27 protein-coding genes and 1 tRNA gene are annotated in these 23679 nt (G+C 66.8%); 13 read left to right on the plus strand and 15 right to left on the minus strand.

What is annotated here, in order from left to right:
* Nucleotides 1–294 precede the first annotated feature (294 nt).
* Complete coding sequence (locus VX037_RS21890; protein WP_235725161.1) at nt 295–1320, minus strand: LacI family DNA-binding transcriptional regulator; 1026 nt, start codon at nt 1318–1320, stop codon at nt 295–297.
* 118 nt (nt 1321–1438) lie between these two features.
* Here VX037_RS21890 and VX037_RS21895 point away from each other — a divergent pair, with 118 nt between their 5' ends.
* The 6 genes from VX037_RS21895 to VX037_RS21920 all read left to right on the plus strand — a co-directional run bounded on the left by VX037_RS21895 (nt 1439) and on the right by VX037_RS21920 (nt 7081).
* On the plus strand, nt 1439–2854 hold the full coding sequence (locus VX037_RS21895) for a sugar porter family MFS transporter (RefSeq protein WP_235725162.1): 1416 nt from the start codon (nt 1439–1441) through the stop codon (nt 2852–2854).
* A gap of 108 nt (nt 2855–2962) precedes the next feature.
* The gene (locus VX037_RS21900; RefSeq protein ID WP_328715853.1) at nt 2963–3784 is read left to right on the plus strand and encodes a FadR/GntR family transcriptional regulator; all 822 of its coding nucleotides are present in this window, start codon (nt 2963–2965) and stop codon (nt 3782–3784) included.
* A 177-nt stretch (nt 3785–3961) separates the two neighbouring features.
* Nucleotides 3962–4240: a flavin reductase gene (locus tag VX037_RS21905; RefSeq protein WP_328715875.1), complete on the plus strand. Its 279-nt coding sequence runs from the start codon at nt 3962–3964 to the stop codon at nt 4238–4240.
* A complete protein-coding gene (locus tag VX037_RS21910) occupies nt 4147–5949 on the plus strand; it encodes a primary-amine oxidase (RefSeq protein ID WP_328715855.1) in 1803 nt (600 codons plus the stop codon). The genes VX037_RS21905 and VX037_RS21910 overlap by 94 nt, the downstream gene beginning before the upstream one ends.
* A complete protein-coding gene (locus VX037_RS21915; RefSeq protein ID WP_287015369.1) occupies nt 5939–6415 on the plus strand; it encodes a hypothetical protein in 477 nt (158 codons plus the stop codon). Before VX037_RS21910 ends, VX037_RS21915 begins: the two co-directional genes overlap by 11 nt.
* Before the next feature lie 6 nt (nt 6416–6421).
* Nucleotides 6422–7081 (plus strand): thymidine kinase, encoded by a 660-nt coding sequence (locus tag VX037_RS21920; RefSeq protein ID WP_266061204.1) that lies wholly within the window; start codon nt 6422–6424, stop codon nt 7079–7081.
* 27 nt (nt 7082–7108) lie between these two features.
* Here VX037_RS21920 and VX037_RS21925 read toward each other — a convergent pair.
* Nucleotides 7109–7193: transfer RNA gene (locus VX037_RS21925), tRNA-Leu, on the minus strand.
* Nucleotides 7194–7271: 78 nt separating this feature from the next.
* Here VX037_RS21925 and VX037_RS21930 point away from each other — a divergent pair.
* From VX037_RS21930 to VX037_RS21940, 3 genes are all read left to right on the plus strand, one after another.
* Nucleotides 7272–7709, plus strand: a complete 438-nt coding sequence (locus VX037_RS21930; RefSeq protein WP_235725166.1) for a transcriptional regulator — start codon at nt 7272–7274, stop codon at nt 7707–7709.
* A complete protein-coding gene (locus VX037_RS21935; RefSeq protein ID WP_235725167.1) occupies nt 7706–8050 on the plus strand; it encodes a DUF3817 domain-containing protein in 345 nt (114 codons plus the stop codon). The genes VX037_RS21930 and VX037_RS21935 overlap by 4 nt, the downstream gene beginning before the upstream one ends.
* A gap of 179 nt (nt 8051–8229) precedes the next feature.
* Nucleotides 8230–9369: a glycosyltransferase gene (locus VX037_RS21940; RefSeq protein ID WP_328715857.1), complete on the plus strand. Its 1140-nt coding sequence runs from the start codon at nt 8230–8232 to the stop codon at nt 9367–9369.
* Here VX037_RS21940 and rdgB read toward each other — a convergent pair.
* From rdgB to VX037_RS21980, 8 genes are all read right to left on the minus strand, one after another.
* Nucleotides 9349–9963 (minus strand): RdgB/HAM1 family non-canonical purine NTP pyrophosphatase, encoded by a 615-nt coding sequence (gene rdgB / locus VX037_RS21945; protein WP_235725169.1) that lies wholly within the window; start codon nt 9961–9963, stop codon nt 9349–9351. The two genes, VX037_RS21940 and rdgB, sit on opposite strands and share 21 nt — an antisense overlap.
* Entirely contained in the window at nt 9963–10718 is a 756-nt protein-coding gene (gene rph / locus VX037_RS21950; protein ID WP_235725170.1) for a ribonuclease PH, read from the minus strand. The genes rdgB and rph overlap by 1 nt, the downstream gene beginning before the upstream one ends.
* A 51-nt stretch (nt 10719–10769) precedes the next feature.
* Nucleotides 10770–11537 carry a cyclic nucleotide-degrading phosphodiesterase gene (locus VX037_RS21955; protein ID WP_235725171.1) on the minus strand — a complete coding sequence of 256 codons (768 nt, stop codon included), beginning with the start codon at nt 11535–11537 and terminating at the stop codon, nt 10770–10772.
* Nucleotides 11538–11635: 98 nt separating this feature from the next.
* Nucleotides 11636–12436, minus strand: a complete 801-nt coding sequence (gene murI, locus VX037_RS21960) for a glutamate racemase (protein ID WP_328715876.1) — start codon at nt 12434–12436, stop codon at nt 11636–11638.
* A complete protein-coding gene (locus VX037_RS21965; protein ID WP_328715860.1) occupies nt 12433–13071 on the minus strand; it encodes a rhomboid family intramembrane serine protease in 639 nt (212 codons plus the stop codon). The genes murI and VX037_RS21965 overlap by 4 nt, the downstream gene beginning before the upstream one ends.
* Before the next feature lie 20 nt (nt 13072–13091).
* Nucleotides 13092–14078, minus strand: coding sequence for a PLP-dependent cysteine synthase family protein (locus tag VX037_RS21970; protein ID WP_328715862.1), 987 nt, complete (start codon nt 14076–14078; stop codon nt 13092–13094).
* Between the two features lie 3 nt (nt 14079–14081).
* Nucleotides 14082–14357, minus strand: a complete 276-nt coding sequence (locus VX037_RS21975) for a MoaD/ThiS family protein (protein WP_235725174.1) — start codon at nt 14355–14357, stop codon at nt 14082–14084.
* A 6-nt stretch (nt 14358–14363) separates the two neighbouring features.
* Nucleotides 14364–14771, minus strand: coding sequence for a M67 family metallopeptidase (locus VX037_RS21980; protein WP_266061194.1), 408 nt, complete (start codon nt 14769–14771; stop codon nt 14364–14366).
* A gap of 161 nt (nt 14772–14932) precedes the next feature.
* Between VX037_RS21980 and tpx the strand changes: the two genes are divergently transcribed.
* Complete coding sequence (gene tpx, locus VX037_RS21985; protein ID WP_235725175.1) at nt 14933–15433, plus strand: thiol peroxidase; 501 nt, start codon at nt 14933–14935, stop codon at nt 15431–15433.
* 46 nt (nt 15434–15479) lie between these two features.
* Here tpx and VX037_RS21990 read toward each other — a convergent pair whose 3' ends face one another.
* From VX037_RS21990 to clpS, 5 genes are all read right to left on the minus strand, one after another.
* The gene (locus VX037_RS21990; RefSeq protein ID WP_235725176.1) at nt 15480–16721 is read right to left on the minus strand and encodes an MFS transporter; all 1242 of its coding nucleotides are present in this window, start codon (nt 16719–16721) and stop codon (nt 15480–15482) included.
* The gene (locus VX037_RS21995; RefSeq protein ID WP_235725177.1) at nt 16718–17356 is read right to left on the minus strand and encodes a GntR family transcriptional regulator; all 639 of its coding nucleotides are present in this window, start codon (nt 17354–17356) and stop codon (nt 16718–16720) included. The genes VX037_RS21990 and VX037_RS21995 overlap by 4 nt, the downstream gene beginning before the upstream one ends.
* A gap of 82 nt (nt 17357–17438) precedes the next feature.
* Nucleotides 17439–18551: a P1 family peptidase gene (locus VX037_RS22000; protein ID WP_235725178.1), complete on the minus strand. Its 1113-nt coding sequence runs from the start codon at nt 18549–18551 to the stop codon at nt 17439–17441.
* The gene (gene aosR / locus VX037_RS22005; protein WP_235725179.1) at nt 18548–19123 is read right to left on the minus strand and encodes an oxidative stress transcriptional regulator AosR; all 576 of its coding nucleotides are present in this window, start codon (nt 19121–19123) and stop codon (nt 18548–18550) included. Before aosR ends, VX037_RS22000 begins: the two co-directional genes overlap by 4 nt.
* A gap of 19 nt (nt 19124–19142) precedes the next feature.
* The gene (clpS, locus tag VX037_RS22010; protein WP_235725180.1) at nt 19143–19439 is read right to left on the minus strand and encodes an ATP-dependent Clp protease adapter ClpS; all 297 of its coding nucleotides are present in this window, start codon (nt 19437–19439) and stop codon (nt 19143–19145) included.
* A gap of 158 nt (nt 19440–19597) precedes the next feature.
* On the opposite strand from clpS, the gene VX037_RS22015 reads away from it, so the two are divergent.
* Genes VX037_RS22015 through VX037_RS22025 form a run of 3 tightly spaced genes read left to right on the plus strand, consistent with a single transcriptional unit; the run spans nt 19598 to nt 23619 of the window.
* On the plus strand, nt 19598–20902 hold the full coding sequence (locus VX037_RS22015; RefSeq protein WP_235725181.1) for a nicotinate phosphoribosyltransferase: 1305 nt from the start codon (nt 19598–19600) through the stop codon (nt 20900–20902).
* A gap of 19 nt (nt 20903–20921) precedes the next feature.
* A complete protein-coding gene (locus tag VX037_RS22020; protein WP_235725182.1) occupies nt 20922–21521 on the plus strand; it encodes an isochorismatase family protein in 600 nt (199 codons plus the stop codon).
* A gap of 10 nt (nt 21522–21531) precedes the next feature.
* Nucleotides 21532–23619, plus strand: coding sequence for an ATP-dependent DNA helicase (locus VX037_RS22025; protein WP_328715863.1), 2088 nt, complete (start codon nt 21532–21534; stop codon nt 23617–23619).
* The last annotated feature ends 60 nt before the right edge of the window (nt 23620–23679 follow it).

Here is a 23679-nt window from a genome sequence, read left to right on the forward strand (position 1 = left end):
TGCTCACCCAGCAGCAGCCACCAACACCAAGTCTGACCCAAACTCACGACCAGACCCAGTAGCTCCCATTAGTAGCCCGCGAGCCGCCAGGCGAGCGTGCGTATCGAGATCCTCGGATCGAGTAGCGGCGAACGCAGTGAGTCGCGTATCGAGATCCTCGGATCGAGTAGCCCGCGAGCCGCCAGGCGAGCGTGCGTATCGAGATCCTCGGATCGAGTAGCGGCGAACGCAGTGAGTCGCGTATCGAGATCCTCGGATCGAGTAGCGGCGAACGCAGTGAGTCGCGTATCGAGATCACGCCCGAGGCGCAGCCGTCGTGCCGCGCACCCGCAACGACGGCTCGAGCACCACGTCATTTTTTGCCAGCTCCGCGCCGGTGAGCAGGTCGACGGCGAGTTCCACCGACTGCTCGGCAAGGCCCTGCGCGTCCTGATGGATCGTGGTGAGGTCAATACGGGGGTTGTCTGACAGTCGGCTGTCGTCGTAACCCATCAACGAGACCTCTCCGGGGATGTCGACACCGGCGCGGGTGAAGACATCGAGCAGACCCAAGGCACATCGGTCGTTGCCGGCCAGAATCGCGGTGGGCAGGTGATCGCTGTCCAGGATCACTTGCGCTGCAACGGCCCCGGCCGCTTCGTTGTGCGCTCCCGACACGATGCGGATCTGGCCCTTGAGCCCACGGCGCCGCATCGATGATCGATACGCGGCCCGCCGGTCGTCGGACGCCGGGTCATTGCCGCCGTCGACATGCAGGATGTCGCGATGCCCGAGGTCAACCAGATAGTCGACGGCCAGCGCCACCCCCTCGGCGTCATCGGTGCGCACCGTCGCAACACGTTCGGTGACCACATCGTCGGGTAACCGCCGTCCGACCACCACCAATGGGGCACGCCCACCCAGCGCGACGAGCTCCGCCGGCGACGCCATCGGTCCGAGCAGGATCACCGCGCCACAGCGATGGTCCAGCAGCGTCTCGACTGCCAACGTCTCGTCGCGACCGGCGAGATTTGCGGTCAGCAGCACGTCGTAGCCGAGCTTCTCGGCCGCTGGATAGATGCCGCTGACCAGTTCGGCCTCGAACAACTGCGAGACATCCATCAGCACACCGAGTGTCCTACTCGTGCCGAGTGCCAGCAGGCGCGCAGCGGCATCGGGACGGTATCCGAGCTCATCGGCGACCCGAAGGACGCGTTGCCGCGTGTCCTCACTGGCACCGGGTTTGCCGTCGAGCACGAACGACACCAGCGTCCGCGAGACCCCCGCCCGAGCTGCGACATCGGCCATCGTCGGACGACCGTTGCGGTTCTTGGCCGGCATTGCGCGCTCCCTTCGATTGCACCGTGACGGTTGACACAGTGACCCAGATCTCACATGATAGTACTTACGCGCGTTACTAACGCGCGTTAGATGGTCCCCGACACACAGAGGTTCTCCCATGTCCGCTCCGACAGGTACTGCCGCCAACGGGCGTTTCCTGACCAAACTCACCGTCATCGCAACACTCGGCGGCCTCCTGTTCGGCTACGACACCGGAGTCATCTCCGGTGCCCTGCTCTACATGAAGGACGACCTCGCGCTGAACTCCTTCACCGAGGCCATCGTCGTGAGTTCGCTGTTGTTTCCGGGTGCGGCGTTCGGCGCACTGTTCGGCGGCCGTATCGCCGATCGCCTCGGCCGTAAAAGGACCTTGCTGGTATGTGGCGCCATCTTCCTGCTCGGCGCCCTCGGATGTGCGCTGGCACCCACGGTCACCGCAATGGTCGCCGCCCGTATCCTGCTGGGCTTCGGCGTCGGCGCAGCAGCGGTGACCTGCCCGCTCTACCTGGCCGAGATGGCCCCCGCCGACCGCCGCGGCCGGATGGTGACGATCAACGAGTTGATGATCGTCACCGGACAGATGCTCGCCTTCGCGACGAACGCGCTGCTTGATCACGTCATCGACGACCCGCACGTGTGGCGGGTGATGCTCGCGGTGGCCGCCATCCCGGCCGTCGCCCTGTTGATCGGTATGCTCGCCCTGCCCGACTCCCCGCGCTGGTATGCCCTCAAGGGTCGAATGGATGACGCCCGAACAGTGCTCGGACGCAGCCGGACGCCAGCTGAGGCCGCCGCCGAGTTCGACATCATCGTCGGGCACACCCACCACATGCTCTCCGCCAACCGCACCCCACTGTCGGTGATCCGGGACGTGCCATGGATTCGACGCATCGTGCTGATCGGCTGCGGCCTGGCGATCGTGCAGCAGGCCACCGGTATCAACACCGTCAACTACTACGCCCCGACCATCCTCGAACAGAGCGGACTGGGGGTCAGCGCAGCCTTGGTGGCGACGATTGCGGTGGGCGTCACCTCGGTGGTCACCACCATCATCGGGATCATCCTGCTCGGCTATATCGGTCGCCGCGCCATGCTGCTGACCGGTTTCGCCGGGGTCGCCGCCTCACAGGCCGCCCTGGCCGCGACATTCCTACTCCCCGAATCGACCACGCGCAGCTACGTGATCCTCGCGTGCATGGTGGCATTCGTGGCCTTCGTACAGATGTTCATCGGGACCTGCGTCTGGTTGCTGCTGTCTGAGATCTTCCCGCTCAGCGTCCGCGGATTCGCTATGGGGATCGCCGTTTTCGTGCTGTGGTGCACCAACGCGCTGATCTCCTTCGTGTTTCCGTTGCTCAACTCGGCCCTGGGCTCCACCGGCACATTTGCGCTGTTCGTCCTGGTCAACATCGCCTCGTGGCTCTTCGTCTTCCGCACCGTGCCGGAAACCAAGGGCACCACGCTCGAAGAGCTCGAAGAGCGACTTGAGGCCGACCACACGGACCGGTTCGCGAAGGTCACCGTCGCGGCCTGATCGAGCACACCTCGACCTGCACGAAACGATCATGATCGTTGGGTACCATCGGGCTGTTCGCCACCACCGGCGGACAGCCCGATACTCACTACGCGCCAAGGATTGACGATGCCCGAGCCGCACGACCCCGAGACGTCGGGATCGCACGGCATGGGAACGCCTGACATACCCGCCCTGTCACCCGAGATCTGGCGACGCCCCGAGGGCCTGCCCGGTACTGTGCCCGTCGGCCACTCACGTGCCGAGCAGGCCGCCAACCAGATCGCCCGCGTGGCTGCCGGTTTCGAGGCCGGTGAGCGCATCGGCAGCAAGGACGAGATTCGCTCGATGTGCTCCGTGTCGGTCGGCACGGTCAACGAGGCGATCAAACTTGCCCAAGAACGCGGAGTGATCACCTCCCGGCCCGGACCCGGTGGCGGGATCTTCGCCGCCGACCCCACCCCACTGTCACGCATGAACGGGTGGTTCCGAGACGCCGCCGGCGACCTGGCCGCACTCGAGGAGTCCATTCAGATCCGCAACGCCCTGGCCCCCCTTCTCGTCGACGAGGTGCTCGCTACCATCACCGACGCCGACCAGGCGTCGTTGGAACTCCTGCTCACCCACGTCGATCGCACCCGCGAGGCCAGAGACATCGCCGGCTTCATCTGGGCCGTGTGGAATGTTCACGCCCGCTTCGCCGAACTCGGTCGTAGCCAACTACTCGACAGCCTCTACCTGAGCATCATGGACGTGGGCACCTCACACCTGCGCGCTCGCCTCGAGGCCGACAGCGACGGCGGTAACACCCACGTCACCGTCTACTTTGACGGACTCGCCGAGGTCGCCGCAGACTTCGTGCACGCTCTCGGCCGACGTGATGCCGACGCCGCGGTTGACGCCCTGCGCCGCACAGATCCCACGATGACGCTGCGTCCGCCGACACGCTGATCCGCTGACCCCCTGAACTGGGAAAACAGTCAACCGCTCGCCGGTGACGTGAAATAACCATGATTAATTTCGCGGAATCTATTGACAAGTGAGTCACGTCACCCGCACGTTGTGATCCAAGTAATTAATCATGTTTATTTGGAGGCAGCCATGCTGGACCAGAAGTTCCGAGATCTGATGGCGGGGGTGTGCGCACCTGTCAGCGTGGTCACCACCGCCGACATCGAAGGCCCGCACGGTGCGACCGTCAGCTCGCTCGCATCGCTGTCGCTACGACCGGCCCTCGTCTCGATCGCGCTGGACCGGCAGTCCGCACTACTGTCTCGAATCCTGCGCAGCAGGTCGCCACCACCACTCGGTTCGTGTACGTCGGACTCGAGGAGCCCGACAAGGCAGAGGTCCTCGCAGATGAGGCCGGAGACGGTCCCACACCCGACCGCCGAGCCCGGGTCATGATGCTCGACATGGCCTCTGGCGCCGCCACCGATGCGATCGTCTCGCTGACCGACGCGACCGTCCTCGGCGTCGAGAACGTCGACGCAGAGGTCGGACAACTCCCCATCCTCGACGCCGAGTTCGAGATCGTCGCCGAATTCCTTGCGGGCGAACCGCAGTGGAACGATGCGCTGCGCAAACGCGGCGTCGATCCAACGAAAACGGTCGCCGTGCCGTTGTCGGCAGGCACCTACGACAATCCCAACGAGGCCGGCCGCCGCATCATCCGGTCCTTCGCCTTCGTGCAGGACCACGAGAAGGATCTGCCGTGGGCGCACCCCGTCGACGGGTTGTGCGCTTACGTCGACATCATCAACCGCGAGATCGTCGACCTCGTCGACTACCGGATCTTCGACGTGCCCGCCGAGTCCGGCAACTTCGACACCCCCGAGGTCGCCGGTCCGCCGATGGAGGGGCTCAAGCCGATCGAGATCACCCAACCCGAGGGCCCCAGCTTCACCGTCGACGGTGAGCACATCGAGTGGACCAACTGGAGCCTCGACATCTCCTACGATCAGCGCGAGGGCCTGATCCTACGCAAGCTCACCTACCAGGGGCGCGACGTGATGTATCGCGCGTCCATCAACGAGATGGTGGTGCCCTACGGTGACCCGTCGCCGAACCGGTATGGGCAGAACTACTTCGACACCGGCGAATACGTCTTCGGCTGCTCCGCAAACGAATTGACTCTGGGCTGCGACTGCCTCGGAGAGATCTACTACTTCGACGCCACCCTGGCCGACGAGCAGGGCAGCCCACGCACGATCTCCAACGCAGTCTGCATGCACGAGGAGGACTACGGCACCCTCTGGAAGCACACCGACATCTTCACCGGGATGAGCGAGGTACGCCGGCAACGGCGCCTGGTGATCAGCTTCTTCACCACAGTCGGCAACTACGACTACGGCTTCTACTGGTACCTCTACCTCGACGGCACCATCGAACTCGAGGCCAAGCTCACCGGCATCGCGTTCACCGCCGCCTACCCGGAGGAGGGCTCGGACTACCAGAGCCTGGTGGCACCCGGATTGGGACTTCCGTACCACCAGCATCTGTTCAGTGCCCGGCTGGACATGGCGGTGGACGGTGTGCGCAACGCCGTCGAGGAGGTCGAGGCGGCGAGAGTGCCCATGGGCGAGGGTAATCCGTGGGGCAACGCGTTCACCGTCGCCAAGACCCGGATCGGGTCGGAGGCCGACGGTGCCCGCGATGCCAACGCGGCCACCGGCCGGACCTGGCACATTCTCAACACCGAGAAGACCGGCCGAATGGGCCATCATCCCGCCTATGCGTTGCACGCCGAGCAGACCCCGACCCTGCTGGCCGACCCCGCATCGTCGATCGCCGGGCGCGCCGCATTCACCACCAAACAGCTGTGGGTGACTCGCTATGACGCCAAGGAGCGTTATGCGGCAGGCGATTTCGTCAATCAGAGTGCTATGGGTGGCGGCCTACCCGCTTATCAGTCGGCCGACCGTTCCCTCGACGGTGAGGACATCGTCGTGTGGCACACCTTCGGTCTGACCCACTTCCCGCGTACCGAGGACTGGCCGATCATGCCGACCGACTACGCCGGTTTCACGCTCAAGCCCTACAACTTCAGCGACGCGAGCCCGGTGATGAACGTTCCGCCGACCACCGCCAAGCACTGCCATGGTCATGGCAGCTGACCTCGTGGCCGTCGGTCACGCCGCACCCGTTGTCCGCGCCACCCGCGGTCCGCGGATCGCCGGCGTGATGGCCCTGCTGATGGCGCTCGTCTCCGCGGGCGCACATCTGAGCGCACTCGGCCATCTCCGACCGCTCGCCGACGTGCTCTCGGTAGCCATGACCATCGCTTGCGTGGCCTGCGGTGTGCATCTGGTGCGGACACCGTCGGCACGGGCATGGGCGACCACGGCGGTGATGGCGGCGGCGATGGTAGCCATCCATCTCACTGCGATGGGCGGGTCGGGTTCGGCGGGGGTGCACCAACATCACCACGGCATGGCCACCGCGGTCCCCGACGCGATGGGCGAGGACACGGGCACAATGGCTGGCTCGCAGATGACAGTGCTCATGGCGACGACCGCAGCGGAGTTGGTGTTCGCGCTGGGCGCGCTGTGGTTCGTCACCCGGTCGCGAGTGCAGCACTGACCGTTGATGGACCAGATCGATGATGCCGCGCACGCCGGCGGTGTGTGCGGCATCATCGTGTCGATGACGGCGAGTGACGCGGAGCTGATCTTCTATCACGGGCCGATGGGCGCCGGGAAGTCCACTTTCGCCTTGCAGACCCACTTCAATCAGGGGCAGCAGGGACGATCGGGGCTACTGCTGACCACGATGGACCGCAGCGCGGAACCGGTGGTGACCAGTCGCATCGGCCTGCGCGCGCAGGCTCTGGCACTCGGGGCCGATGACGACGTGTACGCCATCGTCACCGATCGGCACCTCCACGACCCACTCGACTACCTCGTGTGCGACGAAGCCCAGTTCCTGACGCCCGAGCAGGTGGAGCAGCTGGCGCGGGTCGTCGACGACTGCGGCGTCGACGCGTTCGCCTTCGGCTTGCTCACCGACTTCCGGTCGATACTGTTCTCCGGTTCGGCTCGTCTCGTCGAGATCGCCGACGAGGTGCATCGGATGCAGGCGATCGTGCTGTGCTGGTGCGGGCGGCCGGCGTTTCTGAACGCGCGCATCGTCGACGGACAGATTGCCCGCACGGGAGAGGTGGTCGCGGTCGGCGACACCGGCGACGGACCGGTCATGTACCGAGCGCTCTGCCGTCGACACCATGTGGCGGGACGCACGAAACCCTGAGGCCGCATCGTCGGGGGCGACGACCGGTGGTGCGCGAGGGGGGACTTGAACCCCCACGTCCTAAGACACTGGAACCTAAATCCAGCGCGTCTGCCAATTCCGCCACTCGCGCGTGTCGCCGGCCACACCGGCGCCCGAGACAGCCTACCGCCCGTGGGCCGATCAGTGCTGGCCAGGTACCGTCGATGGTATGTCATCTGGTTCCGCCACCCCCGGACGTCGACATCGTCCGGCGCTCATCGCGCTGGTGGTCGTTGCCGCCACCGCGTGCCTGGCGCTCGCGTGGTGGCAGTGGGATCGCTACGAGTCGTCGTCGGGCACGGCGCAAAACCTCGGCTATGCGTTGCAGTGGCCCGCCTTCGCCGTAGCCGTGCTGTGGGCGTACCGACGCTTCGTGGTGCTGGAGGGCGACCCCGACGAACAACGCAAGGCGGCCAACGAGGCGAGCGGACCCACCGAGATCCCGGCGGGAATCCTGCCGGACCGGCCCTCGACTCCGAGCGCGTCGTCGCTGACCGGCGCATCGTCGGCGGACGACGACTCCTCGCTGGCCGAATACAACAGCTATCTGGCCGACCTGGACAGGTCCGACACATCCCACAAGAGCAGTGAGGAACACCTGAGGTGACCGAGACGACCGACCCCACCACCGGAACGCCCGTGGCCAAGGTTCGTGGTGCGCTGCTGCGCTACCGCGTGCTGGCCTGGATCACCGGTCTGTGGTTGCTGCTGCTGGTCGCCGAACTGGTGCTCAAGTACGGCTTCGACGTCGACGCACTGGACTTCGTTCCGATCGTGCACGGCTGGGTCTACTTCGTCTACCTCATCTTCACCATCGACCTCGCCATCAAGGTGCGGTGGCCGCTCGGCAAGATCATCCTCACCTGTATCGCGGGCACCATCCCGTTCCTGTCCTTCTGGTTTGAACACGTCCGGACCAAGGAAGTGAAGACCCAGTACGGGTTGTGACGTTCTCGCGCGTGCGATTCCCTTTCGCGCGCGCAACGTCACGCGCGCGTGATCAACCGGCGCGCGCGAGCTCGTCGGCGCCTCCGATGGACCGGAGTCGCCAGAGCTTCACCAGGTGATCGCCATCGCGTGACCCCGTCGTCGTCGTGCGTTCACGCGCTGCGGACAACACTGAGCGCGTGCGCATCGTGCAGTTGGCCAACTTCTACGGCACCCGATCCGGTGGACTCCGCACGGCGGTCGATCGTTGGGGCGCCGGCTACGTGGCCGCCGGCCACGAGGTCGTATTGGTGGTGCCCGGGGCTCACGACGGCGCCGAGACCCTCGCCAGCGGCGTGCATCGGGTGTCGGTGCGTGCGCCGCGGCTCCCGATGTCGGGCGGGTACCGGGTGGCACCTCCCGGCCGGGTCGCCGACATTCTGCGGCACATGCGCCCCGACGCCCTCGAGGTGTCGGATCGCCTGACGTTGCGGGGCTTCGGGCAGTGGGCACGCACGCGTGACGTCCACTCGACGATGGTGTCGCACGAACGCCTGGATCGACTTTTCGGGATGGTGCTGCCCCGTGCCGCGGCCCGGTCGATGGCCGACGAGGCCAATCGACGCACCGCCCGCTCCTTCGATGCCGTGGTGTGTACCACTGACTTCGCCGCGGCGGAATTCGGGAGGATCGGCGCCACCAATGTCCGACATGCTCCACTGGGCGTAGACCTCGAGGTATTCGATCCGCGCCATGCCGACCCCAATGTCGGCGCGCGCTACGCCGACGACACCACCACACTCATCACCCATTGCGGACGGCTGTCGCCGGAGAAACGCGCCGACCGCAGCATCGCAGCGATCGCCGAACTCCACTCCGCACGGCGCCGGGTGCATCTGGTCGTGGCCGGTGACGGGCCGCGCCGTCCCTCGCTCGAACGCGCCGCCCGGGGCCTGCCGGTGACCTTCCTCGGTCACGTCGCCGATCGTCGGCAGGTCGCCGCCCTGCTGGCGACCACCGAGATCTCCTTGGCACCGGGCCCCCACGAGACCTTCTGTCTCTCGGCGTTGGAGTCGTTGGCGTCGGGCACACCCGTCGTCGCGTCACGCTCGTCCGCCGTTGCCGGCCTGGTGGATCCCACGTGCGGTGCGCTGGCCCACAACACCCCCGCCGGATTCGCCGCCGCCATCGAACAGGTCCTCGAACTACCCCGACCGGAACGGGAGTGGGCGGCCCGCCGACGCGCGAGCGGCTTTCGCTGGCCGGATTCGGTCGCCAGGATGCTTGCCGTACATCGCGGCGCCGACGACGGGCCGATCTCAGCCGGCCAGCGACCGTAGGACGGGCACCAACTGCGCCAACGCTTTTCCGCGGTGGCTCAACGAGTCTTTCTCGGCGGCCGACAATTCCGCCGACGAACGGCCGGCGGCCACGTCATCATCGGGCACGAACAACGGGTCGTATCCGAAACCGTTGTCGCCCCGCGGCGCCCGCAACAGGGTGCCGCGCCATTCGCCGCGGACCACGGTCTGTTCGCCGGACGGGGTCACCAACGCACATGCCGACACAAAGGCGGCGCCACGACGCTCGTCGGGCACGTCGCCGATCTGAGCCAGCAACAGATCGTTGTTGGCCCGATCATCACCATGGCGACCACTCCATCGTGCCGACAGCACCCCCGGCATACCGTTGAGTGCGTCCACGGACAATCCCGAATCATCTGCCAGACAGGTCATTCCGGTCGCGCGCGCACCAGCGACGGCTTTGATCAGCGCGTTGTCCTCGAAGGTCGCGCCGGTTTCCGGTTCCTCCGGGTACTCGGCGACCGCATCGAGTCCGATTACGTCGACACCGGTGATACCGGCACCGTCGAGGACGCGGCGCAGTTCGGCGAGCTTCTTGGCGTTTCGGCTCGCGACCAGCACTGTCGACATCAGGACGGGCTGGGCAAGGTGCCCGGATAGGGCTCGGCCAGCACCTCGCGCTGCGCCTCGAAGAGCTTGTCGGTGCCCACCATCGCGATGTCGAGCAGTTTGTCGAGGGTGGCGCGCGGGAAGGTGGCGCCCTCACCGGTGCCCTGCACCTCCACGAGCGTGCCGGCGTCGGTGGCGACCACGTTCATGTCGACCTCGGCGCGGGAGTCCTCCTCGTACGGTAGGTCGAGACGGACCCGGCCGTCCACCACGCCGACGCTCACCGCGGCGATCATGCACGACAACGGCTGCGGGTCCTTCAGTCGCCCGGCCGCCTTCAGATAGGTGACGGCATCGGCGAGCGCGACGTAGGCGCCGGTGATCGCCGCGGTTCGGGTTCCGCCGTCGGCCTGCAGCACATCGCAGTCGATGGCGATCGTGTTCTCTCCGAGGGCGGCCAGGTCGATGCACGCTCGCAGCGAGCGCCCCACCAGCCGACTGATCTCGTGGGTGCGGCCACCCACCTTCCCCTTCACCGACTCGCGACTGGAGCGCTCATGAGTCGACGACGGCAACATCGCGTATTCGGCGGTCAGCCAGCCCAATCCAGAACCGCGCCGCCAGGGCGGCACGCCCTCGGTGACGCTGGCCGTACACATCACCCGGGTGTCGCCGAATTCGACCAGCACCGACCCCGCCGGATGCGAGGTGAACCCGCGGGTGAAGGTGATCGGTCGCAGTTCGTCGTCGGCCCTGCCGTCAGCTCGTGTGGTCACGGATCCAACTGTAACGATCGGCCTCCCGCGCCGATCGAGGCGGGAGCGCGCTCACTCGACCAGGTCGAACACCTGTCCGGGCCGCACCAGGTCGACGGGCCCGGCGAAGGTCGACCTCGCCTCCGCGAGAATCTCCTCGGCATCAAACCAGGGCGCGAGGTGCGTCAACGCCAGGCTGCGAACACCGGCTTTCGTCGCGATCTGACCGGCTTCATACCCGGACAGGTGCAGGTTCGGTGGCCGCTCGTCGGGTGCATGTGTCCAGGTGGCCTCACACAGGAACACGTCGGCTCCCTCGGCGACCTCCACCACCTCGTCACACATCCCGGTATCGCCGCTGAAGGCCACCACTTGCCCCTGCGGCCCGGTCACCCGCAGCCCGTAGGTCTCGGGTGGATGGTTCACCCGGACGGGGGTGACCGTGAGACCGTGAAGCTCCACGTCGACGCGGTCCTGCCACTCCACCGCGTCGAAGGTGTCGGAGATGTCGTCGACCTCGCCGGCGACCTCGGCCGACGCCGCCCCCACGCGCACCGCGGTGCCCGACGGCCCGTACAGGCGAGCCCGGTTGCCGGCCGGATTCGGCGCGTACCGACGCCACACCAGCATGGCCGGCAGATCCAGACAATGGTCGGCGTGCAGATGACTGAGCATGACGTCGACGTCGACGGGATCGACGCGGCTCTGCAGTTCACCTAGGACCCCGGGTCCGCAGTCCATCAGGACCGGTCGTTGTCCATCCACCGCGACGAGGTATCCCGAGCAGGCGCTCCCGGGCCCGCCCACACTTCCGGAACAGCCGAGGACGGTGAGACGCATACGCCCTACTGTGCCACGCCGCGGCGCCGCGATGTCCGGCTACGGGGTCACGAGTGTCCAACGATGGTCTGGGCGCGAGCTGAGAATCTGCTCACGAATTACAGGTGCTGCACCTGTCCGATCGTGGGACCGAGGAAGCGGGTCGACAGGCGGGCGAAGAACTCCGGGTCGCCGGTAGCCCGGAACTCACGTACCGCATCGCGATCGCCGTGCGGGTGCAGCAGATCGAGCTCGGTGAGTACCCGGAAGAGGTCTTTGGCGGTCTCCTCGGCGCTGGACACCAGGGTCACCTGATCGCCCATCGCGAGTTGGATCACCCCTGACAACAGTGGGTAGTGGGTGCACCCGAGTACCACGGTGTCCACGTCGGCCTGCTGCAGCGGTTCGAGGTAGCCCTGCGCCAAACCGAGGATCTGGCGCCCGCTGGTGATCCCGCGCTCCACGAAGTCGACAAAACGCGGACACGCCACGGCGCTGATCTCCGCGTCGCGGGCCGCGGCGAACGAATCCTGGTACGCACGCGAGGCGATCGTTGCCTGCGTCCCGATCACGCCGATGCGTCCCGTCTTGGTGGCCACCACCGCACGCCGCACCGCCGGCAGAACCACCTCGACCACCGGAATCGGCGCGTAGCGTTCGCGGGCATCGCGCAGACAGGCGGCCGAGGCGGTGTTGCACGCGATGACAATCGCTTTCACCCCCCGTTCGGCCAGGTCATCGCCGATCGCCAGGGCGTGCCGCCGGATGTCGGGGATCGCCAACGGGCCGTAGGGACCGTTGGCGGTGTCACCGATGTAGACGACGTCCTCGTCGGGCAGGAGGTCGATGATGGCGCGGGCCACCGTCAGACCACCCACACCGGAGTCGAAGATGCCGATGGGGGCCTGTTGTGCCGTTATGAGCGCACCCCCGGGAACTGCTGGGGCGCAGACTTCTTGGCCTTGCGACGGTCTCTGTCGGCGAGGTACCAGGCGGCCAGGATGCCACCGATGGCACCGAACAGATGCCCCTGCCACGACACGGTCGGATTCGTCGGGAGCACTCCCCACAGAATCGAGCCGTAGATGAGGAACAACACCACCCCGCCGAGAATCTGCCAGATGTCGCGGTTGAACAACCCGCGCACCAGCAGGTAGGTCAGCCAGCCGAAGATGATCCCGGAGGCGCCCACGGTGACCGTGTACGGCGGCGCGAACAGCCAGACACCCAGACCCGACACCAACCAGACGATGGCGGTGACGATGACGAACCGCCGCGTCATCAGCAGCAGAAAGCCCAGCACCAGTCCCGGCACCAGATTGGCGAACAGGTGCGCCCAGTCGTCGTGCAGGAACGGCGCCCACAGGATGCCGTCGAGCCCGTCGACCTGACGCGGGACGATACCCGCCTGGTCGAGATCGTAATTGGTGGCCGCGTCAATCCCCTCGATCACGAACATGAGTGCGGTGATCGCGGCCACGATGATCACCGACCGCTGCCAGAGCGGGCGGTCGCCCGTGGTGCCTGTGCCAGGCGACGCGGGATTGACGGTCATGGCTCTTCCTGTCGGTGCGATCACGCCCAGAGCTGGCCTTCGAGGGCCTGCTCTGCTTGTTCCAGGCTACCTTCGTACGCCCCGGTCGACAGATACTTCCATCCCGCGTCCGGGATCACCAGCCCGATGTCGGCGCGCTGACCGTTCTTCATCGCCTTGCGGCCGATGCCGCGCGCGGCCTGCAGGATGGCTCCGGTCGAAATCCCGGCGAAGATGCCCTCGGTGTCGATCAGTTCCCGCACCCGGGCCACGGCGTCGACCCCCTGCACCGAGAAGCGGCGGGTGAGCACCGTGTCGTCGTAGAGCTCGGGCACGAAGCCCTCGTCGATGTTGCGCAGGCCGTACACCTCGTCGCCGTAGCGGGGCTCGGCCGCGACGATCTCGATGTCCGGATTCTGCTCACGCAGGTAGCGACCGACACCCATCAGGGTTCCGGTGGTCCCGAGGCCCGCCACGAAGTGGGTGATCTCGGGCAGATCCGTGTACAGCTCGGGGCCGGTGCCCTCATAGTGGGCGAGCATGTTGGCCTCGTTGCCGTACTGATAGAGCATCACCCAGTCGGGGTGTTCGGCGGCCAGTTGCTTGGCCATGGCGACCGCGGTGTTCGATCCGCCCGCCGCCGGCGACGAGATGACCTGCGCACCGAACATCGTCAACAGCGATCGGCGTTCTTCCGAGGTGTTCTCGGGCATCACACAGATCAGCTGATAGCCCTTGAGTTTGGCGGCCATCGCCAACGAGATCCCGGTGTTGCCGCTGGTGGGCTCCAGGATGATCGAGCCAGGCAACAACAGGCCGTCCCGTTCGGCCTGCTCGATCATCCGCAAGGCGGGGCGGTCCTTGATCGAGCCGGTCGGATTGCGGTCCTCGAGTTTCGCCCATAGCCGCACGTGCGGACCGCCGTCGGGATCACTCGGGTCCGATGCGTCCCACCGTGGTGACAGTCTCCGCAGACCGATCAGCGGGGTGTGCCCGACCGACTCGATCAGTGAGTTGTAGCGCGCCACGACCTACTGGCCGCCGGCGACGGCGGGCAGAATCGTGACGTCGTCGCCGTCGTCGATCGCGGTGCCGAGACCTCCGGAGAACCGCACGTCCTCGTCGTTGACGTACACGTTGACGAATCGGTGCAGCTTGCCGTCGGCGACCAGGCGTTCCTTGATGCCCGGGTTGGCCGACTCGAGGTTGTCGATGACCTCCGACAGTGTCGAACCGTTCGCCTCGACACGCTTCTCACCTCCGGTGTGGGTGCGCAAGATGGTCGGGATGGACACGGTTACGGCCATGATGGCTCAGCTCCTGATCTCGATCGGTTCTTCGGTCACCACGCCATCGACGATGCGATAGCTGCGGATCTCCGCGTTCTCGGCGTCCCGCGTGGACACCAGCACATAGTGGGCGTTGGGTTCGCTCGCATACGAGATGTCGGTGCGACTCGGATAGGCCTCGGTCGCGGTGTGCGAGTGATAGATGACCACGGGTTCCTCGTCGAGCCGGTCCATCTCTCGCCAGACCTTGAGTTGCTCGGCAGAGTCGAAGCGGTAGAACGTCGGTGACCGCTCCGCGTTGATCATCGCGATGAACCGCTCCGGCTGATCCGAACCCTCCCGACCCGCGATCACACCGCAGGCCTCATCAGGATGGTCGGCACGCGCATGCGCGACCATCGCATCAACCAGTTCCTGGCTGATCGTCAACACTCGTGGTCCTCCTGCTCCACCGCTGTCGGTCACCGCTTTGGGGTGCGGTTGCACGGTCAACGACAACGTCGCCGCCGACCACGCTATTCCCCGCCGACCGGCCGGGTATACGGACCCGGCGGCTCGACGAGCTTCGTCCACAATTTGGCACACTGGTCTCCATGGCACAGATCACATTGGGCGGCAACCCGATCAACACCGTCGGCGACCTGCCCACAGTCGGCTCACGCGCTCCGGAGTTCACCCTGACCGGCGGCGACCTGTCATCGCTGACGAGCGCCGACTTCGGGTCGCAACCAGTGGTCCTGAACATCTTCCCCTCCGTCGACACTCCGGTGTGCGCCGCGAGCGTGCGTACGTTCAATGAACGCGTCGGCGAGTCGGGGGCGGCTGTCGTGTGTGTCTCGAACGACCTGCCGTTCGCGCAGCAGCGATTCTGCGGCGCCGAGGGAATTGAGAACGTCACGGCAGCGTCCGCGTTCCGCGACACGTTCGGCGCCGACTACGGGGTGACCATCGCCGACGGACCGATGGCGGGGTTGTTGGCGCGTGCGATCGTGGTGATAGCCGACGGCATCGTCACCTATACCGAGTTGGTCCCCGAGATCGGCCAGGAGCCGGACTACGACTCCGCGCTGCGTGCGGTTCCCCAAGCACAATAGGCCCCCGCGTCCACCAAACGGAGGGGCAGAAACGCCGAAAGCCACTTCAGTCGCGCGACGGCAGATGTTTCCGGGAACCGTTCAGCACGACGGCGAACGACACCCCCAGCAACGCCGCGAGGATCAGCAACAACCCGATGGTGGTGAAGGGCGGCGTCAGGGCTGCGAGGATGGTCGGAGCCGCGAATCCGGTGTAAGCCACCGCATAGAACACCCCGGTCAGCTTCGCCATTTCGTGTGGTGGCGCGATCCGCTGCACCTCCATCAGCCCGGACACCAGGCCGATGCCGAAACCGCAGCCGAGTACCACACTGGCGGCCACGCCGACCAACAGATCCTCCGTGGAGACCGCGAGAATCATGGCCGCAAGCCCGCCGACCAGGGTCAGCAGCGCGACGATGAGTCCACGCGCACTCGAGTGTGAATCGATCCTGCGGGCCACCGGCTGGATGAGCGCGCCTGAGCTCAGCGCGATCACGCTCAGCAGTGTCGCGTAAGCCAGGCCCAAACCTCCTGCGGCATCGGCCAGGAGCACCGGCTGATACCCGTAGGACAGACCGCAGGCGATGAACAGCCACGGCCCACAGATCATCACCACACGAACGAACCGTCGATGACGCACGGACGTGACCCGCAGCCGGGCCAACAGCGGGGCCGGTGGCCCGGCGGTCACCGTCTCGGGCGGTCGCCGGAGCACCCACAGGAATGGAATGGTGACAATGATGTGGACCACGAACGGCAGGATCTGTGGGTAGGGGCCCCACTGTGCGATGCAGCCGGCGACGAGTGCCCCGAGGGCGGAGCCCAGTGTGAAGGCAAGCGACGCCCGACGCGCGCCCGCACCGGCGTCAACGCCGACGTCGTGCGGCGCCATCGAGAGTTCCTTGAGCCAGCTCGACCCGACCGTCATCGCCGTGCCCACCGCCATCCCTGCGAACAACCGTCCGAGGATGATCGGGACCTGCCCGTACTCGTCGAAGGCCAGCAAGAGGCTGCCCAACACGCCGAAGGCCACACCCGCGATCATCGACGGCCGCCGACCCTGATGATCGGAGACCGCCCCCGCAACGACCAGTGCCGGCGCCAGACCCGCAACGTACACAGCGAGAAAGAGGGTGACCGTGGCCGCCGAATAGTGTTCGACGTCGCGATACATCAGCAGCAGCGGGCTGAACTGGTTGCCCGACCACGCGCACACGAACAGCGCGCCGAAGACCAGCAGCCACGGACGAGTCGTCTTCGCATCCGAAGTGCCTGCCGACACCGAGATGTGTTCCCGCACAGTCACATCGCACCCCGATACCGAGCGAAATGCGCTGTGAGCAGCTCACGGTATCGCGACTGATCTCCGTCGAACAGCGCCTGGGCCAGCTGTATGTGGTCATCATGGGCCGCCGCCAGATTGGCCGGATCGACCGCCAGCAGTACATTGCGCAATCGCTGCTGGCGGCTTCGGAGCTGTTCGTAAAAGTGTACGGCGATGGGGTTTGCCGAGGCCGCCACGATGTGCGCATGGAACTCGTCGTCGGCGACAACGAAACCGGCGAGGTCCGATTGCGCGACACAACGCGCCTGTCGAGCAAGGTTGTCGCGGATCGCCGTCTGCTCGGAATCGCTCGGGCCCCCGGCTACGCAGACCTGCCCGGCCGCAGCACATTCCACGCCCTCGCGCATGGCCAACACATTCGAGACTTCCGCCGGATCGACCGGGGTCACCACTGCTCCCCGACGCGGGATCAACCTGAGCAGCTGCTCGGCGCCGAGCCTCAGAAAGGCCTCGTGCGTGGGGGTCCGGCTGATGCCGAGTTCGTGGGCGATCTCAACCTCGCTGAGCAGTTCGCCGCCGGACCACTCGCCGGTGACGATCCGGTCACGAACCGTCGAGTACGCCAGGTCGACGGCATTGAGGGCTTGCTTAGCCATGCGAAGCACCGTAGCACCATCTTGCATGCAAGCATGCATCCAAGCTCTCGGATCGAACTGCGGCGCTCGACCTCGCGACCGTTCAGCTCAGCGCCGACGGCAGTACCTCGACAAAGGAAGGAATTCCCGCCACTGACCGCGCACTGATCACCGCGTTGACGATCGCCCGCTGCACGACGATCGCGGCCACCCGACTCACCTCTGCCACCACCGCGACGTCGGGATTCATCCCCGCCGGAACCTCGGCGACCCGCTCGATCCGACGGTCACCGGTGGCGACGGCAAAGATCGTGTCGCCGTCCAGCGGTGAATGCGCCGGCACGATCGCTCTGGCCAGCCCGTCATGTCCGGCCATCGCGACGCGCTTCAACGAGGCCGAGTCCACCGCCGCGTCGGTCGCGACCACGCCGATCGTGGTGTTGAGCACGCTCTGTTTGGCCGCCAGTTCGGCGTGACGGCGAATCTCCGCAGACACCGGCGCGACCAGCCCGTGGTGAGCCGCGTCGGCGGCCGTCACCGACCACGGCAACCCGGTCGCCGGGTCGATCACCGCACCGACCGGATTGGCCACCATCAACGCACCGATGGTGACGCCGGCCGCCGGCCCGTGCTCGATGACGATCGACGCGGTCCCCACACCACCTTTGAGAGCACCCGCCCGCGCGCCCGCACCCGCGCCGACACTACCGACGGCCACCTCCGCCGACGCCGCCGACAGCGCCTCGCGACCGAACGCGGCATCGGGCCGGTGATCCCATGCCCCCACCGGAAGGTCGAAGACGACCGCGGCCGGGACGATCGGCACCACGTGGCCCGCGGTGTCCATCGCCAGTCCGCTGCCCGACTCCTCCAAACCGGCCATCACTCCGTCGGCAGCCGCCAGACCGTATGCGCTCCCGCCCGACAGCACGATGGCGTGCGCGGTCTGCACCGTGTTGACCGGGTCGAGCAGGTCTGTCTCGCGCGTACCGGGGCCGCCGCCGCGCACGTCGACCGCGCACGTCGCGGCGCACGAAGCGATCCGCACCACGGTGGTACCGGTGGCCCAGCCTCTACCCTCGACACCGTCGTCCGGCGAGGCGACCACCGCGTCGTCGTCGATCCGATATGCGTGACCGACCTCGATGCCGACGACATCGGTGATGCGGTTGCCGGCAGGCGCCAGAGTCTCGCCCGCGTGTGACGACCTGGTCACATCAATGCCTCGACCAGCAATTCCTGCATGACCGTGAGCCAGTGATACACGTCGAGGTGGGCGGCATGCGGATGTTCTGGCGGAAGTTGATCCGGCGTGTCCTCGGAAATGCCGAGCATCGCGCCCAACGCGAGCCGCACATCGTTGAGCGCGGTCAACCACTGCATCGCCTGCTCTTCGGTGAGCGCCAGATCGCCACCACCGCGCGGCAAGGTCTCGAGCACGACCTGCCCGGCAGTCAACTTGGCCTCGATGATGTGCGGCTCGTGCACACTGCGCAGCGCACTGTTGACGTCTCCGTTCACCACATCGGCCGACAGCTGCCGATCCTGGTCGGGCCGATGAAAGTCCGGTAGCAGCCGCCCCAGCGTGACGTCGGAGGGAGCTTCGGTGTGCCCGACCCGAATCCCGGTGATCTCCGACAACTCGTCGCGGGGTGCCGAGGCGTCGCGTTCGGTCAAGAGCTCCTGCATCGAGCCGATCATCGACACCAACAGTTCGACCTCATGAGGATCGAGTTGTGAGCAGATACGCAGCGACGAGCCGCGGCCCTTACGTTTCCAAGTTCGCACGTGGTTGCCGATTCCCCGCTCAGCTGTCCCGCTGCATCGTCGCCCACAGCCCGGCCGCGTGGAGTTTGCGGACGTCGCCTTCCACCTTGTCGCGCTCACCGGCCGACACCACGGCCTTCCCCTCGGTGTGAACCTGCATCATCAGCTGATTGGCGTGCGACTCCGAATAGCCGAAGACCTTCTGAAATACGAAGGTGACGTAGCGCATCAGATTGACCGGATCGTCCCAGACGATGGTGACCCACGGCCGATCGAGGGCCGCGGCGTTCTCCGCGACCTCCGGGTCCGCAACGGTGGCACCTCCGGGCCCACCCACGTCGCTTCGCTCGCTGCGACAACCCCCGTCGCTTCGCTCGCTGCGACAACCCCCGTCGCTTCGCTCGCTGTGGAATCTCCCGTCGCTTCGCTCGCCCTGGAAGGTAGCCTCGTGCGCACTAGTCTCGTCAGGCGCCATACGACATAGGGTAAGCGATTGTGACCGTCGACAACACCGCCCTGCTCACCGACCAGTACGAACTCACCATGGTCTCGGCAGCGCTTCGCCATCCGATGGCGCATCGGCCGTGCGTCTTCGAGGTCTTCGCGCGCCGACTGCCCGACGGTCGCCGCTACGGCGTGGTCGCCGGCACCGGCCGACTGCTCGAAGAACTGGCGCGGTTCCGCTTCGGTGAGGACGAATTGGCGGTGGTCAGCCGTTTTCTCGACGAGGACACCGTTCGCTGGCTGGCCGAGTATCGCTTCTCCGGAGACATCGACGGATACCGCGAGGGTGAGCTGTACTTCCCCGGCTCCCCCATCCTGACCGTGCGGACGACGTTCGCCGAAGGGGTGCTGCTGGAAACGCTGGTGCTGTCCATCCTCAACCACGACAGCGCGATCGCGTCGGCCGCCGCCAGGATGGTCAGCGCCTCGGCCGGCCGGCCGATCATCGAGATGGGTTCGCGCCGCACCCACGAACGTGCGGCGGTGTCGAGCGCACGCGCGGCCTATCTGGCCGGGGTGGCTGCCACCTCCAACCTCGAGGCCGCGCGCACCTATGGCGTCCCGAGCGCCGGCACGGCCGCGCATGCCTTCACGCTCGGGTTCACCGGGCCCGACGGACCGGACGAGAAAGCGGCGTTCGCCGCGCAGGTCGAGGCCCTCGGCGTCGGTACGACCCTGCTCGTCGACACCTACGACATCACCCAGGGCGTCCGCAACGCGATCGAAGTCGCGGGGACCGGCTTGGGCGCGGTGCGCATCGACTCCGGCGACCTGGGAGTGCTCGCGCGTCAGGTGCGTGAACAACTCGATTCGCTCGGCGCCCCCGACACCAAGATCGTGGTGTCCGGCGACCTCGACGAGTACGCCATCGCGTCGCTGCGCGCCGAACCCGTCGACACCTACGGGGTGGGCACGTCGTTGGTGACCGGCAGCGGCGCACCAACCGCTGGCATGATCTACAAGCTCGTCGAGGTGGACGGAATGCCGGTGGCCAAACGGGCCAGCCACAAAGAGTCCAAAGGTGGCGCGAAACGCGCGGTGCGTGCCGCACGACCGTCCGGCACGATCGTCGAGGAGATCCTCTACCGCTCCGTCGACGAGCCGCCGTCGGTGGATGGATTATCGTTGCGGCCGTTGCAGATCCCGTTGGTGGCCAACGGCGAGGTGGTCGGCGCTCTGCCGACACTCGAAGACGGACGCACACACCTCGCGGATGCATTGGTGAGCCTGCCGTGGGAGGGTTTGGGCCTGTCGCACGGAGATCCAGCAGTGCCCACCCGCTACGTACTCGGCTAGGAAGGACACCCGCACAGTCATGGCAGAGCACGCCCCCAAAGACCACGCCCTGATCGTCGTCGACGTCCAGAACGACTTCTGCGAGGGCGGAGCGCTGGGCGTCAACGGCGGCGCGGCCGTAGCGCGCGCCATCACCCAGATCCTTGGCGATTACCGGACCGTGGTCGCCACCCGCGACTACCACATCGATCCCGGCGATCATTTCTCCGACAAACCCGACTACGTCGACTCCTGGCCACCGCACTGCCGGGTCGGTACCGATGGCGTTGCCTTCCATCCCGACTTCGACCACACCGTCGCACAGCAGGTTTTCGACAAGGGCCATTACACTGCCGCATACTCGGGCTTCGAGGGTGCCGACTCCGACGGCACCGCACTGGCCGATTGGCTGCGCAACCGACGCATCACCCACGTCGACATCGTCGGAATCGCCACCGACCATTGCGTTCGGGCGACCGCACTCGACGCGGTCCGCGAAGGTTTCGACACCCGAGTGCTGTTGAATTTCACCGCCGCCGTTGCCTCCGAAACCGCCGAGGAAGCGCTCAAACAGATGCGTTCGGCGGGTGTGGCACTCGACGGCGACCTGCTCTACGACGGTTCCTCCGGCATCGGATGACAACCACCACATGACCTCCACCCCCTCGGTGACCTCACTGCTCGACAGCGCCGTCACCGCCCTCGGCGGACGCCGGCGCGACGGCCAGGTCCGGATGGCCTCAGCGGTCGCCCACGCCATCGACACCGGCGAACATCTCGCCGTCCAGGCGGGCACCGGAACGGGAAAATCGCTGGCCTACCTGATCCCGTCCATCCGTCACGCGATCGTCTCCGGGCGCACCGTGGTGGTGTCGACCGCCACGATCGCGCTGCAACGACAGCTGATCGAACGTGACCTGCCGCGGGTGGCGGCCGCGCTGGCCGGCCCACTCGGTCGCGAACCCACCTTCGCGATTCTCAAGGGACGCGGAAATTATCTGTGCCTGAACAAGATCCACAGCGGAACCGCGGAGGAACCGGCGAGCGAGCTGTTCGACGCGTTCGAGTTGTCACGCACCGGACGCGAGGTGACCAGGCTGCGGGAATGGACGTCGGACACCGAGACCGGCGATCGCGATGACCTGACCCCGGGGGTCTCGGACCGATCCTGGCGGCAGGTGAGCGTCTCGGCTCGAGAATGCCTCGGCGCCGGCAATTGCAGCTACGCCGACGACTGTTTCGCTGAACGGGCGCGCCGCGCGTCGGGCCAGGTCGATGTCGTCGTCACCAACCACGCCCTGCTCGCCATCGACGCGACCAGTCCGGCCAATATCCTCCCCGAACACGACGTAGTGGTCATCGACGAGGCCCACGAGCTCGTGGACCGCATCACGTCGGTGGCCACCGCCGAGCTGTCGGGGGCCGGCATCACACTGGTCGCCCGCCGCTGCGGCAAGCTGCTCGACGACGAGACCACCGACGCACTGCTGGGTGCGGCGGAGATGCTCGACGGACTGCTCACCGAGCTGCCGCCACGAGAGTGGACCCGGCTCCCCTCGGGCGTACCCGAGACCCTGGCGAGCCTGCGTGATCGGTTGTGGCTCGCCCGCAACGAGATCGGTCCGGTGCGCATGCCCGGCAGCAGCGGCGCCGACGAATCGGCCGCGGCCCGCTCGGCGGCCCTGACGTCGTTGGAGGACGCCCACGACACCGTCGTGCGCCTGCTCGGTGCATTCGACAACCCCGACGAGTCGAAACGGCGCGATGTCGTGTGGGTCGCCCACGACCGGGTGGGTAGCGACACCCGGGCGATCCTGCGCATTGCACCGTTGTCGGTCGGCGGACTGCTCCGCGCCTCCTTGTTCGCCGACGCCACCGTGGTGCTCACCTCTGCCACCCTCACGATCGGTGGCAATTTCGACGCGCTCGCCGCGACCTGGGGACTGCCGGCAGCAGGCCGCCGCGACACCGACGGCGCCGATCCACAGTCCGAGGCGCCGCCGGTGGCCGACATCGGCGCCATGGCACACGGCGCCCCCGCCCCCGCCGACAACGCTCCGCCGCGCTGGCGTGGACTCGACGCCGGCTCACCGTTCGACTACCCGAAGTCGGCGATCCTCTACGTCGCCCGGCACCTGCCGCGACCGGGACGTGACGCGATCGCCGAGCAGACGCTCGACGAACTGGCCGGGCTGGTGACCGCGGCCGACGGACGTACCCTCGGGCTGTTCTCGTCGATGCGCGCTGCCCGCGAGGCCGCCGAGGCCATCCGAACGCGCTGCGATCAGCCGGTGCTCTGTCAGGGCGAGGACACGACCGCGGCGTTGGTCAAGAAGTTCGCCGATGATCCGCAGACCTGCTTGTTCGGCACCCTGTCGTTGTGGCAGGGCGTCGACGTGCCGGGTCCGTCGTGCAGTTTGGTGGTGATCGACCGTATCCCGTTTCCCCGCCCCGACGACCCACTGCTCACCGCCCGGCAGCGGGCCGTCGAAGCGCGTGGCGGCAACGGGTTTCTCACGGTCGCCGCCAACCACGCGGCGCTGCTGTTGGCCCAGGGCGCGGGACGCCTGCTGCGCTCCATCGACGACCGCGGTGTCGTCGCCGTACTGGACTCCCGACTCGCCACCGCCGGATACGGTGGATACCTGCTGGCGTCGCTGCCGCCGTTCTGGCGCACGACCGATGGTGATCTGGTTCGTTCTGCGTTGGGCAGACTGGCCGAGATCCCCTACGGTTGAGACGGGCAGGGACGCCGGCGCCACCGAGCACCGCGGACATGGGTCATGTCAGGGGTTGGA

Source organism: Gordonia sp. Z-3 (assembly GCF_036233855.1).
GTDB lineage: Bacteria > Actinomycetota > Actinomycetes > Mycobacteriales > Mycobacteriaceae > Gordonia > Gordonia tangerina.